The following is a 14,670-nucleotide window of genomic DNA, read 5'->3' as shown; positions in this document are numbered from 1 at the left end:
AGCCGACCCCTCTGTAGCCGCTGCGTGCCACCCTTGCCCCTTGCCTCCCGGGCACGCCTTTCCGCCTGTCGCGGCGCGCCATCGCACGCCCCGGACCCATGATGGCCGACGATAAAGGTTACCCTGTTAACCGCTGGCCTATCGCAAGCGGTCCGGGTTTTCAATGCCTGAACTCGGGATTTCGCGGGAATTTGCCCCACTTTATGCCTTGGGTTACCGCTGTTTTCACTTCATTCGTTAAGTGAACACCTTATGTTCCACGGTGGCGGTGGGACATCATGGCGCAAGGTTCCAGCCTTTCGGCAGGACAGGCGGCCGGTGGCGGCAATTCCCAGGAATTCCCGCGGCACGGCGCGAAGACGCAGGTGGGCGGCGCTCATTCCCCGGCGACGGGGGCTGGGGTGAGGTCGGGCGCGGGGGATTCTTCGATGCGCGGCGCGATGCCGAGCTCGGCGATCGGCTCGTCCTTGGGCTCAGCCGCACTGTTGGTCACCATGCCCTCGGTCATGTTGGCGACCACTTCGGGCTTGGGCGCGCCCTCGGCCACCACCGGCGCTTCATCGCGCGCCGAGGAAAAGATCGCGCTCGCCACCCCGATCAGCAGCAGCACGGTGGCAAGTCCGGTCAGTCCGACGCGGACCCGCTGCATGCTGGATTGAGGATCGCTGGGCATCGACTTCATAAGCTGTGGCATAAAAGTAACGCCTTAACAGCCGATTGTCGAACCCCGTTTTGTACCTTGATTCAACCGCGATCGAGCCACTCGGGTACCTGCAACCCCTTGAGTCGCAGCCATTCCGGGTTGTACAGCGTTGAAAGATAACGGAATCCCGTGTCGCACAGGATCGTCACGACCCGCGCGCCCGGTCCCAGTTCGCGCCCCAGCGCCACCGCGCCCGCGACATTGATCCCCGACGACAGCCCCAGGCACAGCCCCTCCTCGGCGAGCAACCGGCGCACCCACTCCATCCCCTCATCGTCCCCGATGCGGAACTGCGTATCGATCGGCGCGCCTTCCAGGTTCGCGGTGATCCGCCCCTGCCCGATCCCTTCGGCCACCGACGACCCTTCAGCCTTCAGCTCGCCATGCGCGTAATAATTGTACAGCGCCGCGCCATGCGGATCGCTCAGTGCGATGCGGACCTTCTCGTCCTTCTCCTTCAGGCCCAGGCCGACGCCGGCAATCGTGCCCCCGGTCCCCGCAGCACAGGTAAAGCCGTCGATCCGCCCTTCCATCTGGGCCCAGATCTCCTCCGCCGTGCCGACGATATGCGCGCGGCGATTGGCGATATTGTCGAACTGGTTCGCCCAGATCGCGTTCGGCGTCTCCTCGGCGATGCGCCGCGACGTGTGCACGAAATGGCCGGGGTTGGAGTAGGGCGCAGCCGGCACCAGCACCAGCTCCGCGCCCAGCGCGCGCAGCGTGTCCATCTTCTCGCGGCTCTGCGTCTCGGGCATGACTATGATCGTCTTGTACCCCTTAGCATTGGCGACCAGCGCCAGGCCGATCCCGGTATTCCCCGCCGTCCCCTCGACAATCGTCCCGCCCGGCTGGATCAGCCCGCGCGCCTCGGCATCCTCGACGATGAACAGCGCCGCGCGATCCTTCACGCTTGCGCCGGGGTTAGCGAATTCGCACTTGCCGAAAATGTCGCACCCGGCGGCCTCGCTCGGCCCTTTCAGCCGGACGAGCGGGGTGTTTCCGATCAGCGCGATGGTATCCTGTGCAACTTTCATGGCTGGAACATAGGCACTGCCCCCGCGGCGCCGCAAGCAAGCGAAACTATGCGGCTACACCAGCCTGCTTGAGATGCGGCCCTAGCCGCCCGGTCAGCCACAGAAAGAACATGCGATAATCGCTCGCCAGCGACCAGAGCGGATAGGTAAAGGTCGCCGGGCGATTCTTCTCCACCCCGAAATGCGCGCCCCAGGCAAAGCCATAGCCCGCCAGCGGAACGGCGATGAACCACCACGCATTCCACGCAATCCCCGCCGCCAGCGCGACAAAGGTCAGTGCCGTCCCGGCATAATGCAGCGCCCGCGTCTGCGGCTTGCCATGCTCGCGCAGATAATAAGGCCAGAAATCGGCATAGCGGGTGATCGCGCGGGCCATGGCGCGATGCTATGCCGGCCCTCCCATGCAATCAAGTCCGCCGCGCAAGGCCAGTTTCCCGCCCGTCACCGACGCCCGCACCCGCGTGCTGATCTGCGGCAGCCTGCCCGGTGAGCGCAGCCTCGCCGCACGGCAATATTACGCCCACCCGCAGAACCAGTTCTGGCGCCTGATCGCCGCCGTGATCGACCGCGCCGACCTCCCCACCCTCCCCTACGAAGCCCGCCTCGCCGCCCTTCTCGAAGCCCGCATCGGCCTGTGGGACGCCGTCGGCAGCGCGACCCGCACGGGCAGCAGCGACGCCGCCATCGCCGATGTGGAGGCCAACGACCTCGCCACCCTCGCCGCCAGCCTGCCCGATCTCGCCGCCATCGCGTTCAACGGCGCCACCGCCCACCGCCTCGGCCTGCGCCAGCTCGGCGCTGCGGCGCAGCGCTGGACCGTCCTGGCCCTGCCCTCCTCCAGCCCGCTGCACACCATCGGCATTGCCGCAAAGCTCCCCGCGTGGCTTGCACTGCGCGCCATTCTTGCCGCCACACCGCCAGTCCGGCGCGCTGCTGATTAGGCCGGGCCAGCCGCGCCGGCATTTCGGCGTCGCCCATCTTCATGTCGCCCCCTCCCGGCGCACCTGCCACCCGCGAATGACAACACCGCCCTTTCACCAGCCTTTCCTGCGACGGATATCGGGCATCGGCCGCGCGCAGACCCGTGACTCTCGCCGTGTGTTCCGCTATTGTTCCGGCGATGGCCGACCCGGCATTCCTCGATTTCCCGCCCCGGCCGCTGCGCTGGCTGTACCTGGACCTCAACAGCTATTTTGCGGCGGTCGAGCAGCAGTTGAACCCCGACCTTCGGGGAAAGCCGATCATCGTCGCCCCGGTCGACAGCGACACCACCGTCGCCATCGCTGCATCGGTCCAGGCCAAGAGATACGGCATCCGCACCGGCACCCCGGTATGGGAGGCCAAGCGTCTGTGCCGCGACCTCGTCGTCGTCCCCGGCAGCCACGCGAAATATGTCGAGTTCCATGAGGCGATCGTCGCCGAAATCTGGCGGCACATCCCGGTCACCGCGGTCTGCTCGATCGACGAAGTCGCCTGCCGCCTGCTCGACAATGAAAAAAGCCCCGATCAGGCCATGGCGCTGGCACGGCGGATCAAGGCGGGGATCATCGCCAATGTCGGCGAATGCCTGACCAGTTCGGTTGGCATCGCCCCCAACCGCCTGCTGGCCAAGCTCGCCAGCGACATGGAAAAGCCCGACGGCCTGACCGTGTTGACGCAGGAAATGCTGCCCGACCGCCTGTTCTCGCTGAAGCTGCGCGACATTGCGGGGATCGGCGCGAAGACGGAGAAACGGTTGGCGCAACAGGGCATCAACGACATCGGCCAGCTGTGCGAACGCCGCCCGCGCGATGCGGGGTCGGCCTGGGGCGGGGTCAATGGCGACCGGCTGTGGTATCTGCTCCACGGCTTCGACCTGCCCGAAAAGCCGACGCAGAACCGCACCATCGGCCACAGCCACGTCTTGTCGCCCCGCAAACGCGGTCTCGAACCCGTCCGCCTCACCGCCCGCCGCCTTGCCCTCAAATGCGCCGCCCGGCTCCGCCGCAAGGACTATGTCAGCCGCCTGCTGGTGCTCCATGCGAAGTTCGAGGACGACAAATCGGTCTGGCGCACCTCGATGAAGCTGCCCGCGACGCAGGACAGCTTCGCGATCCTCGCCGCGCTCGACGCGATCTTCCCCCGCCTCGCCGCCGCCGGCCGCACCCGCCCCGGCGGCTTCGCGATCCGCATGATCGGTGTGACCCTGTCCGAAATCGCACCCGTCGGCGCCGCGCAGGAATCGCTGTTCGGCGCGCTCGACCCCGACGATCCACTCGCCCGCGAAACCCGCACGTTGTCACTCAGCAAGGCGATGGACCGGATCAACGAAAAGTTCGGCCGCCACGCCGTTTCGGTCGGGCCGATGGACGGCAGCCGGGCGGATCGGGTCGGGACCAAGATCGCCTTTGGCAGGATCCCGGATCTGGACGAATTCCACGAATGACACATGATATTGTAACGATGCGACGCAATATGCGTTGAGCGTCTGTTATCCGTTATATCTTGACCCCCGATGTTGCGTGCGCAAAGGAAAGTTCCGCTATGAACATGCGTCTCCTCCCCGCCGCCGCGGTCGCGCTGCTCGCGCTCTCCGCCTGCAATCAAGAACCCGAAGTGATCAGCGAACGCGCGCCCGATCCAATGGAATCGCAGCTCGCCAACGCTGCGCCGGTCGAGCTGCCGCCGTCGATCAAGGCGACCGTTTCGATGCGCTGCCAGCCTGGCAATGCGCTCGTGTTCGTCGAATTCTTCAACCAGGACAAGCTGGTCACCGTCGCCACCGAAAAGGGCGGTACCAAGACCCGCCTGACCGCACCGGAAGCGGGCCAGCCCTTCACTGCCGAGGGTGGCTGGAAGCTGACCGGCACCCCGGAATCGGCCACGGTCGAAATCCCGGGCAAGGGCACGCTCACCTGCAAGGGCTGAACGTCGACCCATTCAGTTCACCCAAAGAGCCGGCGAAAGTCGGCTCTTTTTTTGTGCGCCATGTCACATCCGCCGCACCCGCCGCGTCATGTCCGTGCAACCCAGTACGGAGCATGACCATGACTGCCAAACTCGACCCCTTCGCCGCAGCCCCCGGCGTGATGAAGCCCTGGTTCGCCGCCTCTGCCGCGATCAACGCCAGCCTTGAGCCCGCGCTGATCGAACTGGTCAAGATTCGCGCGTCGCAGATCAACCAGTGCGCCAATTGCCTCAACATGCACACCGCCGAAGCGCGCGCAAAGGGCGAGAGCGAACAGCGCCTCCACCTCCTCGCCGCCTGGCGCGAAGCACCTTGCTACACCCCCCGCGAACGCGCCGCCCTCGCCTGGACCGATGCCTTGACGCGCCTCTCCGAAGGCCACACCCATCGCGAAGCATATGACGCGCTGACCGCCGAATTCAGCGAGGAGGAGCAGGTGAAGCTGACGCTGATGATCAACATCATCACCGGGTGGAACCGCCTGGCCGTCGCCTTCGATCTGTGGATCGAACCCGCCGCGGCGCAGGCGGCGGCGTGACGCCGATCGATCAACCGGGCGCGGCGGACACCTTCGATCCGCTGCGCCCCAGACTGATCCGCGTCGCCTATCGCATGCTCGGCTCGGTCGCCGATGCCGAGGATGCGGTGCAGGACGCCTTCATCCGCTGGATGCGCACCGATCGCACCGCCGTGCGCGAGCCCGAGGCGTTTCTGCGCCGCACCGTGACCCGGCTGTGCCTCGACCGGCTCAGATCCGCCCGCCATCAGCGCGAAACCTATATCGGCCCCTGGCTCCCCGACCCGGTGGTGGAGGAGGCCCCGGACGAGGACGTCACCCTGCCGCTGATGCTCGCGCTCGAACGGCTTTCCCCGCTCGAACGCGCCGCCTTCCTCCTCCATGACGTGTTCGGCGCGTCGTTCGAGGACGTGGCGGCGACGCTGGACCGCGACCCCGCTGCCTGTCGTCAGCTCGCGGCGCGCGCACGCGACCATGTCCGCGCCGCCCGCCCGCGCTTCCACGTCGAGCAGCAACGCGGACTGGAGATCGCCAACGCCTTTTTCGCCGCCAGCCGCACCGGCGACCTGACCGCGCTCGGTGCCATGCTCGCCGACGATGTCAGCATCCATTCCGATGGCGGCGGCAAGCGCGCGGCTGCCGTACGGCTGGTGCGGAGCTTCAGGCATGTGATGAAGCTCCACAAGTCGCTCGCGGTGCTCTTCCGCAAATATGGCTCACACCTCGTCCGCGCCGGCTTCGTCAATGGCCTGCCCGGATTTGTCACGATGGAGGCGGACGGCGAGATTCAGACGACCGCGCTCGAGATCGATGGCGACCGGATCGTCGCCATCTACATCACGCGCAACCCCGACAAATTGCGTCACCTCCACTGACAACGCCTGTCGTCATCTTGTTATCTCCGTCCGGAACAAGGATGATGGCGCAGTTCATGGCGGGAGGAAGCAGGGCGTGGCGACGATCGCGGTGTACAGTCTGAAGGGCGGCGTCGGCAAAACCTCGCTGGCGGTGAACCTGGCCTGGTGTGCCGCCACCCGCTCTGCCCGCCGCACCCTGTTGTGGGACCTCGACCCGCAGGCCGCCTCGACCTTCCTGCTCGGCGGCGGTCACGGCAAGGCGACGGCGCAATCGGTGTTCAGCAAGGATGTCGAGCCGGCCCGGCTGATCCATGCGACGGGCATCGAACGGCTCGATCTGCTCGGTGCCGACGCCTCGCTCCGCGGTCTCGACCTGTTGTTTCATGAGCTCGACAAGAAAAAGCGCCTGGCCAAATTGCTGGGCCAGCTGTCCGGCGATTATGACCGCGTCCTGCTCGACTGCCCGCCCGGGCTGACCGAAACCAGCGAACAGGTGATGCGCGCCGCCGACCTCATCATCGTCCCGGTCATCCCCTCCCCGCTGTCCGAACGGGCATTGGCAGAGGTCGAGCGCCATCTTGGTGGCAAGGCCAAGGTGCCGCTGATGCCGGTCCATTCGATGGTCGACCGCCGCCGCCGCCTCCATGCCGAGGCACTGGAGCGCAATCCAGACTGGCCGGTCATCCCGATGGCCAGCCTGATCGAGGCGATGGCCGTGCGCCGCGCCCCGCTCGGCGCCTTTGCCCCGCGCAGCCCCGGCACGCGCGCCGTGGACGCACTGTGGCAGGCGGTCGAAAAGCGCCTCGCCACGCCGCGCAAAGGGACCAAATGACGCGGCAAACCGCCCGCGCCAGCGATCTCGACCCCGATCTGGTGCTGCGCGCCTATGCGATGGGCGTGTTCCCGATGTCGGAACATCGCGACGATCCCAGCGTCTTCTGGGTCGAGCCGCGCCAGCGCGCGATCCTCCCGCTCGATGGCTTTCATCTGTCCCGCTCGCTGCGCAAGACGCTCGCCACCGACCGGTTCCGTATCACCGCCGACACTGCGTTCGAAGCGGTGATCGCGCTTTGCGCCGAAAGCGCGCCCGACCGACCCGACACCTGGATCAACCCCGCGATCGAGCGCGTCTTCGTCGCCCTGCACCGGCTTGGCTTTGCCCATTCGATCGAATGCTGGGACGACGACCGGCTGGTCGGCGGGCTCTACGGCCTTGCGCTCGGCCGCGCATTTTTCGGCGAAAGCATGGTCAGCCGCGCACGCGATGCGTCAAAGGTGGCGATTGCGGCGCTGGTGGCGCGGCTGCGCGTCGGGGGCTTCACCCTGCTCGACTGCCAGTTCATGACCGAACACCTCGCCTCATTGGGCGCAGTGGAGATCCCGCGCGAGGATTATCTCTCGTTGCTGTCGGACTCGCTCGGCGAAGGCGCTGCCGGGCTTGCCGCCGGAGCGGGTGCCGCCTCTCCGGTTTCCGGCGATTTTGGCGCGCTCGACCGCTTCGGCGCACCCGCCGCGCTACCGCCCACCACCTCGCCTCCGGTATCGGGGAAGGTCATCGCACAGCTCTTGACCCAGACGTCGTAGATCGGGTGCTGCACGACATTGAGCGCCGGCCGCTCCTTGTACAGCCATCCGGAAAAGACGCGCGCGACCTTGCCGTCGGTCCCGCGGACATCGACCTGAGCGAACGCGCCGGTCAGCTGGTCCGTTTCCCACGGCGCGGTCTTTTCGCACGCGCGCAACCGCACGACGACATCGCCCGCGCGCATCGCCTGTCCGGGCTTGAGCGTCAGCTCACGCGCTACGCCGTTGCGCTTGTTGAGCAGCCCCAGCACCGCCACCCGCTCGGCCATCGGCGTCACGCCGGTCACCGACGCGGTCGGCCCGGCATCGACTGCCACGATCTCTGCCCCGGCACCGGCGCTGGCCGCCTTGGGCTGCACCTCGACCGTGTCGGCGGCATCGCCCTTGTTCTCGACCGGCTTGCCCCCGCATGCCGCAAGCGCGACCGGCGCCAGCAGCAGCGCAGCCATCCGGCTCCGGCGCATCAGGCGCCGGGGGTCCAGGCTTCGTAATCGCCCGTCGCACCGACGCGCTGGCCACCCTTTTCGAGCGCACCCGGCGGGCGATAGGCCAGAGCGCTGCCGGTCATGTTCGGCACCGCGGGCTGCTCCCATTGGCGCACCGGCGGCAGCGCGCGATCGGGCACATCGTCGATCTGATGGTGCAGCCAGCTGAACCACTCGGGCGGCACCCGGCTCGAATCATTCGACCCCTTGTAGATCACCCAGCGCCGCGGGCGGCCATGCATGTCGGCCCCGCCCTGAAAATACAGATTGCCGAGCGCGTCCTCGCCAACCTGATCCTTGCCGCGCAGCCCGACCCAGGTGCCGAAGGTGGAGCCGTTCCACCAGGTGAAGATGTTCGCGAAGATTCCCATGGCCCGCGCTTTACGCCGCCCGACGCGGCTGGGCAACGCCGTTTGCACGCACCATCGTTACCACCGCACCTTGTCCCCCGGGGAAATCCCCAGCTCCGCCGCGCGGCCGCCATTGATTTCCAGCACCGCCGCGACCGGCTCGCCCGACCGCACCGGATCTTCCGAAAACGGCACCGTATTCTCGGCGATCGTCGCGATCGTGCCGTCGGCGCGGATGAAGATGATGTCGAGCGGTCTCGGCGTATCCTTCATCCAGAAGCTCGCCTCACGCGGCGCGCCGCCCTCGGGCGGATAGGGCGCGAACAACATGCCGCCATCGGCGGGGATGCCGGTGCGGAACATCAGGCCCTGTTTCTGCTCCTCCGGCGTGCGCGCGACATCGACCTTGAACACATGGTGATTCGTCCCCGTTTCGACTGTCACGATCGCGGTCTTTGCCGCCGCCTGCGTCGCCGCGTCGCCATCCTGTGCCGTACAACCGGGCAGCAGCAGCGCCGCGCCGAGCGCGAGCATCACTGCGCGGTCAAGCCGGCTCCACCACGACCGCGAGCGGCCCTTTTTCGCCCTCGACAATGCGGGCGCGCAGCGACTGATCGGGTTCGACGTCATAAATCTCCGCTCGGCGCAGGGTTTCCATATGCACGAATATATCGGCGGTTTCGCCATCGCGCACCAGAAAGCCATAGCCCTTGAGGCGGTTGAACCATTTGACGGTCACCGGCTCGAACGGCCCGGCCTGTTCGATCAGCTTGATCCGGTCGATCCGGTCGCCCGCCCCCGAACGCATCCGTACCGGCTCTACCGCGTCGGTCAGGTCGAGCTGCAGGATTTCGCGCGCCTGCAGGCCGCGGTCGCGCTGCACCACCGAACATTCGACCCGCGCGCCTTCGGGAAGGCTGCGGCGACCATGCGGCTGCAGGACCGAAAAATGGATCAGGATGTCGCCCGCATCGGCATCATCGGCGACGATGAACCCAAAGCCGCGCGTGACGTCGAACCATTTGACGGTGCCCCAATGGGTCTCATCTGCGGGGTCCTCGGCAAACACGGGGGTCACCGCCGGATTTTCCGGCTCCCCTTCCAGAATCGGGACGCGCTGCAGGTCGGCTCGCATTACACTATTTCCCCCTGACCGCCGACGTTAACACAGCATTTCGGGAAGGTGCGAATCCTTTGTGGTTAATGTTCGTCGGTCAGGAAATCCGGATCGTCCCCGGGGCTCATGCGGGCGATCTGCCACGCCAGTGCCGGAGCATGGCCCGCGCGCACCATCGCCGCCACCTGCTTGGTGATCCGCTCGCGATCGGCTGGTTCGGCGGCAAAGGGACCGATTCGCTTGCGCCGGGCAAAGTCGATGGCGCTTTGCCCCGCCCTGGCTTCGACCTGGGGGGCGACCGCTTCGGCATCTTCGCTCTGCACACCGGCATGGCGCAGCGCATCCCCGACACGGCGCGCACCCAGCCCGCGTCGCGCCATCGCCGCTGCCTTGCTCTCGGCATAGAGGCGGTCGTTGACATAGCCCAGCTCGGCAAAGCGTTCCGCGATTTCCGCAGGGTCGGGCGGCGTTCCGTCATAGCCGCGCTCGCGGATCTTGCGGGTCAGATAAGCGGCCAGTTTACCCCGCGTCGTGGCGAACCGTTCGACATAGCGCAGCGCCAACCGGTCCAGCGCGGCGCGGTCCAATGGCGGTACAGGGCGGCGAGTGGGGCGCATGCGCCTTGTTTGTGCCACACTGACAACCGAATTTGAACGCCAGTGCGTAGCAGAGCCGCCCGCATTTCTGATGTGGGGCCTATCGTCGATGACGGGCGGGTGGCCTGACACGATCAGGGGCACGGAAATTAGGATATGGCTTTGGACGTCAAGGATCAGGTCGAAGTGAAGGGCGCAACGCTGCAGCCGACGCCGACCGACTGCACCCTTCCCCGCCGGCTGGCGGAGTTTGAAACGCTCGGCGATGCGCTGGACTATGCCGCGCAGGGCAGCCGCGGGCTGAACTTTCACGACGCGCGCGGGACGCTGACACGGCCCTACCCGTTCCGCGAAATGCGCGAAGACGCGCTGGCACAGGCGCGCCGCTTGATCGCCGCGGGCGTGAAGCCACAGGACCGGATCGCGCTGATCGCCGAAACCGGCACCGATTTCGCCGCGCTCTTCTTCGGCGTAATCTATGCCGGCGCTTGGCCGGTGCCACTGCCGCTGCCGACCAGCTTCGGCGGCAGCCAGCATTATATCGACCAGTTGTCGGTCCAGCTCGACAGCTGCGATCCGTCGATGCTGTTCTACCCCGCCGAACTGTCGGCGATGGCCGGCGAAGCCGCGCGCCTCAAGGGCGTCGAGGGGATCGACTGGGAAAGCTTCGCCACCCGCGAAGCCCCCGAGGTGGAGCTGCCCAAGGCGAGCACCGACGACATCGCCTATCTTCAGTACAGCAGCGGCTCGACCCGCTTCCCGCATGGTGTGGCGATCACCCACCATGCGCTGCTCAACAATCTCTCGGCGCACAGCCATGGCATGAAGCTGGAAGACAGCGACCGCTGCATCTCGTGGCTGCCCTGGTATCACGACATGGGGCTGGTCGGCTGCTTCCTCTCGGTCGTCGCCAATCAGGTCTCGACCGATTATCTGAAGACCGAGGATTTCGCCCGGCGCCCGCTCGCCTGGCTCGACCTCATCTCCCGCAACCAGGGCACGACCCTCTCCTATTCGCCGACCTTCGGCTATGACATCTGCGCGCGCCGCATGTCGAGCCAGACCAAGGCGTCGGAACGCTTCGACCTCAGCCGCTGGCGCGTCGCGGGCAATGGCGCGGACATGATCCGTCCCGACGTGATGCAGAACTTCGTCGATGCCTTCGCCGATGCCGGGTTCAAGGCCAGTGCCTTCCTGCCCAGCTACGGCCTTGCCGAAGCGACGCTCGCCGTGTCGATCATGCCCCCGGGTGAGGGCATTCTGGTCGAACTGGTCGAGGAAACCCAGCTGTCGGGCGGCGTGAACGGTGGGGATCGCCCCCAGCGCTTCCGTGCGATCGTCAACTGCGGCAAGGCGGTCAAGGACATGGAGATCGAGATCCGCGAGGAGGACGGCACTCCGCTGCCCGACCGCGCGATCGGCAAGGTGTGGTGCCGTGGCCCCAGCGTCATGGTCGGCTATTTCCGCGATCCCGAATCGACCGAAGCCTGCATGAAGGACGGTTGGCTCGACACCGGCGACATGGGCTATCTGTCCGAAGGCTATATCTACATCGTGGGTCGGGCCAAGGACATGATCATCGTCAACGGCCGCAACCACTGGCCGCAGGACATCGAGTGGGCGGTCGAACAGCTCCCCGCCTTCAAGCAGGGCGACGTCGCGGCCTTCGCAATCACCACGCCCGGTGGCGAGGAAACCCCCGCCGTGCTGGTCCAGTGCCGCACCAGCGACGATGAAGAGCGCCAGAAGCTGCGCGAGGAAATCCGTGAGCGCGTCCGCGCGGTCACCGGCATGAACTGCGTCATCGAACTGATCCCGCCGCGTACGCTCCCGCGCACCAGCTCGGGCAAGCTCAGCCGTGCCAAGGCGCGCAACCAGTATCTGAACGGCGAGATCAAGCCCTACAGCATCGCTGCCTAAGGCGTCGCTTTCTCCACCAATCCTCCCCCGCCAGGGGGAGGGTTTGAGGGGCGACTGCCCGCGGGCCGCCGGAAATATTTCCTTCTCGCCTTCCGTCTCTAACCGATCGCTAACCTCACCCCGCTAAATCTGCGCGCGTGACGAGCCAGACCACCTCCCAGTTCGCGCGCCCGCGGATCGATGTCCGCGCGCTGCTCGGACTCTATGACCCGGCGGATACCACCGACTGGGGACCGATCCGTGCGGCTCAGATGAACGCGGGTAGCCAGCTGGCGTTGTTCATGCTCGCCGCCAACGTGCTTGGCGCGACGCTGATCTTCCTCAATTACGCCAGCCTGGCGCCGCTGTGGCAGCTTGCCAGCTGGGGCGCGCTGGTCGCTGCCGTCGGCACCGCCGTCGCCTTCCGCCGCCTCGCCGTGCGCCACCGCACCGAACGTACCGCGACGCTGCGCGACGTGCGCGACACCATGCTCGACGGGATCGCACTCGGTGCAGTCTGGTCGATCGCGCCGCTGCTGTTCGGTGCGTACGATGATGCCCAAGCGGCCAATGGCATGTGGATCGTGCTGTCGATCCTGATGGTCGCCTCGTCGGTCGCCATGGCCGCACTCCCGCTCGCCACGATCTGCTTCCTCGTCGTGCTCGGCACTGCCAATGCCACTGCGCTCGCCCTTACCCAGTCGCCCGCGCTGGGCGCCGCCGCGCTGCTCTTCACGGCGCTGCTGGTCATCGCCTGTTTCGCGCGCGGTAAGGCGCTGGTGGTGATCCGCGCCAATGAAATCGCGCTTTCCGAACGCGACGAAACGGTCAGCCTGCTGCTGCGCGAGTTCGAGGATCACGGCTCCGACTGGCTGTGGGAAACCGACGCCCAGCGGCGCGTGTGCCGCGCCAATCCGCGCTTCGCCGTCTCCATCGGGGTCGATCCCAAGGCGATCAACGGCATGCCCTTCCTTCAAGTGCTCGCCGGATCCGCCTGGGAAAGCGGCAATTTCGCACAGGGGCTGCGCGACCTCGCCGATTCGCTCAAGAAGCGCGAACCATTCCGCGACATCCTCCTTCCCGTCATGGTCGACGGCGAAGAGCGCTGGTGGGAACTCACGGGCTCGCCCCGCTTCAACGAAGACGGCAGCTTTCTCGGCTTTCGCGGGGTCGGCTCCGACGTCACCGAAGCACGCGAATCCGCGAACAAGATCAGCCAGATGGCGCGCTACGACACGCTCACCGGCCTGCCCAACCGCCTGCTGATCAACGAAGCGCTCGCCACCGCCATGGCCGAAGCCGACAAGTGGAGCGCGCGCTGCGCCTTCATGATGATCGACCTCGACCGGTTCAAGGCGGTCAACGACACGCTCGGCCACCCGGTCGGCGACCGGCTGCTGATGCGGGTTTCCGAACGCCTCAAGCAGTTGATGACCGTCAATGAAATGATCGGGCGGCTGGGCGGCGACGAGTTCGCGGTGGTCGTGCGCGACGCCAATGACAGCGCAGCGGTCGAACGGCTCGCCCGCACCATCATCGACGTGCTCTCCGCGCCCTATGACGTGGACAATCACACCCTTTATATCGGCGCCAGCGTCGGCCTTGCCTTCGGCCCGCGCGACGGGCGCACGGCGGAGATGCTGATCCGCTCGGCCGATCTCGCGCTCTACCGGTCCAAGGACGCCGGTGGTGGCCAGCTCCACGCCTATGAGCCGCAGCTGCATGTCGAGGCGGAGGAGCGTCGCGTCCTCGAAATCGCGCTGCGCGCCGCGCTTGAAAACGACCAGTTTCACCTGCTCTATCAGCCGGTGGTCCAGGCCGGCACCGGCGCGCTGATGGGGTTCGAGGCGCTGCTGCGCTGGACCCACCCCGAACTCGGCCCGATCTCTCCCGCCAAATTCGTGCCCCTTGCCGAAGAGGCGCGCCTGATCGCCCCGATCGGCGAATGGGTGCTGCGCGCCGCCTGTATCGAGGCGGCCAAGTGGGACGACCCGATCCGCGTGGCGGTCAATGTCAGCCCCGAACAGCTGCACAATGCCAGCTTCGCCGCGTTCGTCGGCCGCGCGCTCACGGACAGCGGCCTCCACCCCAGCCGCCTCGAACTCGAAGTCACCGAAAGCGTGTTCATGCGCGAAGGCACCGCCGCGGTGCAGACGCTGGAGGCGATCCTCGACATGGGCGTGCGCCTCAGCCTCGACGATTTCGGCACCGGCTATTCCTCGCTCGGCTACCTCTCGCGCACCCGCTTCAGCTCGATCAAGATCGACCGCAGCTTCGTGCAGGGCGCGTCAAAGGGCCAGAAAGAGGCGGTCGCGATCATCCGCGCCGTCGTCGCGCTGGCGCAGAGCCTCGGCATGGCCACCACGGCGGAAGGCGTGGAGACCGAGGACGAGCACCGCCTGATCCAGGCGCTCGGCTGCACCAAGGTCCAGGGCTATTATTTCGGCCGCCCCCTCCCCGTCACCGAAGCCCGCATCCTCGCCACCCGCGACAGCCAGCAAGATGCCATGCGCGTGGCGTGATCCAACCTCCCCTCCCTGAAAGGGAGGGAATTGCGCCAACCCCCACGCCCCCTTGCAAT

General features: G+C 66.7%; 16 protein-coding genes and 1 pseudogene. 9 read left to right on the top strand and 8 right to left on the bottom strand.

Translation table 11 applies throughout. The annotated features are described in order from the left end of the window. Positions 1-376: 376 nt before the first annotated feature. From ACO05N_RS10405 to ACO05N_RS10395, 3 genes are read right to left on the bottom strand one after another with little or no spacing between them, the layout of a single operon-like run. Positions 377-694: a hypothetical protein gene (locus ACO05N_RS10405; protein WP_422057033.1), complete on the bottom strand. Its 318-nt coding sequence runs from the start codon at positions 692-694 to the stop codon at positions 377-379. 50 nt (positions 695-744) lie between these two features. Continuing rightward, positions 745-1,737 carry a cysteine synthase A gene (locus ACO05N_RS10400; RefSeq protein ID WP_422057032.1) on the bottom strand — a complete coding sequence of 331 codons (993 nt, stop codon included), beginning with the start codon at positions 1,735-1,737 and terminating at the stop codon, positions 745-747. Between the two features lie 46 nt (positions 1,738-1,783). After that, positions 1,784-2,113: an Mpo1-like protein gene (locus ACO05N_RS10395; protein ID WP_422057031.1), complete on the bottom strand. Its 330-nt coding sequence runs from the start codon at positions 2,111-2,113 to the stop codon at positions 1,784-1,786. Positions 2,114-2,138: 25 nt separating this feature from the next. Here ACO05N_RS10395 and ACO05N_RS10390 point away from each other — a divergent pair, with 25 nt between their 5' ends. The 7 genes from ACO05N_RS10390 (at position 2,139) to aat (ending at position 7,642) form a co-directional block, all read left to right on the top strand. Continuing rightward, positions 2,139-2,678, top strand: coding sequence for a DNA-deoxyinosine glycosylase (locus ACO05N_RS10390; RefSeq protein ID WP_422057030.1), 540 nt, complete (start codon positions 2,139-2,141; stop codon positions 2,676-2,678). A 179-nt stretch (positions 2,679-2,857) separates the two neighbouring features. Beyond that, positions 2,858-4,162: a DNA polymerase Y family protein gene (locus ACO05N_RS10385; protein WP_422057029.1), complete on the top strand. Its 1,305-nt coding sequence runs from the start codon at positions 2,858-2,860 to the stop codon at positions 4,160-4,162. Between the two features lie 98 nt (positions 4,163-4,260). Continuing rightward, the gene (locus ACO05N_RS10380; protein WP_422057028.1) at positions 4,261-4,644 is read left to right on the top strand and encodes a hypothetical protein; all 384 of its coding nucleotides are present in this window, start codon (positions 4,261-4,263) and stop codon (positions 4,642-4,644) included. A gap of 119 nt (positions 4,645-4,763) precedes the next feature. After that, on the top strand, positions 4,764-5,222 hold the full coding sequence (locus ACO05N_RS10375) for a carboxymuconolactone decarboxylase family protein (RefSeq protein WP_422057027.1): 459 nt from the start codon (positions 4,764-4,766) through the stop codon (positions 5,220-5,222). Further along, positions 5,219-6,076 carry a sigma-70 family RNA polymerase sigma factor gene (locus tag ACO05N_RS10370; protein WP_422057026.1) on the top strand — a complete coding sequence of 286 codons (858 nt, stop codon included), beginning with the start codon at positions 5,219-5,221 and terminating at the stop codon, positions 6,074-6,076. Before ACO05N_RS10375 ends, ACO05N_RS10370 begins: the two co-directional genes overlap by 4 nt. A gap of 76 nt (positions 6,077-6,152) precedes the next feature. Further along, positions 6,153-6,890, top strand: coding sequence for a ParA family protein (locus ACO05N_RS10365; protein WP_422057025.1), 738 nt, complete (start codon positions 6,153-6,155; stop codon positions 6,888-6,890). Further along, positions 6,887-7,642 (top strand): leucyl/phenylalanyl-tRNA--protein transferase, encoded by a 756-nt coding sequence (gene aat, locus ACO05N_RS10360; RefSeq protein WP_422057024.1) that lies wholly within the window; start codon positions 6,887-6,889, stop codon positions 7,640-7,642. Before ACO05N_RS10365 ends, aat begins: the two co-directional genes overlap by 4 nt. A 35-nt stretch (positions 7,643-7,677) precedes the next feature. Here the strand turns inward: aat and ACO05N_RS10355 are convergent. The 5 genes and pseudogenes from ACO05N_RS10355 to ACO05N_RS10335 form a co-directional block, all read right to left on the bottom strand. Then, positions 7,678-7,911 (bottom strand): annotated as a pseudogene (locus ACO05N_RS10355) (DUF2155 domain-containing protein); the annotation flags it as partial. 194 nt (positions 7,912-8,105) lie between these two features. After that, positions 8,106-8,498, bottom strand: coding sequence for an NADH:ubiquinone oxidoreductase subunit NDUFA12 (locus ACO05N_RS10350; protein WP_422057023.1), 393 nt, complete (start codon positions 8,496-8,498; stop codon positions 8,106-8,108). A gap of 57 nt (positions 8,499-8,555) precedes the next feature. Further along, positions 8,556-9,011, bottom strand: coding sequence for a DUF192 domain-containing protein (locus ACO05N_RS10345; RefSeq protein ID WP_422058734.1), 456 nt, complete (start codon positions 9,009-9,011; stop codon positions 8,556-8,558). A gap of 10 nt (positions 9,012-9,021) precedes the next feature. Beyond that, positions 9,022-9,612, bottom strand: coding sequence for a cold-shock protein (locus ACO05N_RS10340; RefSeq protein WP_422057022.1), 591 nt, complete (start codon positions 9,610-9,612; stop codon positions 9,022-9,024). A gap of 65 nt (positions 9,613-9,677) precedes the next feature. Continuing rightward, a complete protein-coding gene (locus ACO05N_RS10335; protein WP_422057021.1) occupies positions 9,678-10,211 on the bottom strand; it encodes a regulatory protein RecX in 534 nt (177 codons plus the stop codon). 135 nt (positions 10,212-10,346) lie between these two features. Here ACO05N_RS10335 and ACO05N_RS10330 point away from each other — a divergent pair, with 135 nt between their 5' ends. Both ACO05N_RS10330 and ACO05N_RS10325 read left to right on the top strand, forming a co-directional pair. Further along, the gene (locus ACO05N_RS10330) at positions 10,347-12,110 is read left to right on the top strand and encodes a fatty acyl-AMP ligase (protein WP_422057020.1); all 1,764 of its coding nucleotides are present in this window, start codon (positions 10,347-10,349) and stop codon (positions 12,108-12,110) included. Between the two features lie 251 nt (positions 12,111-12,361). After that, a complete protein-coding gene (locus tag ACO05N_RS10325; protein ID WP_422058733.1) occupies positions 12,362-14,611 on the top strand; it encodes a putative bifunctional diguanylate cyclase/phosphodiesterase in 2,250 nt (749 codons plus the stop codon). The last annotated feature ends 59 nt before the right edge of the window (positions 14,612-14,670 follow it).

It is taken from the genome of Sphingomonas sp., from assembly GCF_965227385.1.
Lineage (GTDB): Bacteria > Pseudomonadota > Alphaproteobacteria > Sphingomonadales > Sphingomonadaceae > Sphingomonas.
This window is presented reverse-complemented; position numbering and strand designations above follow the sequence as displayed.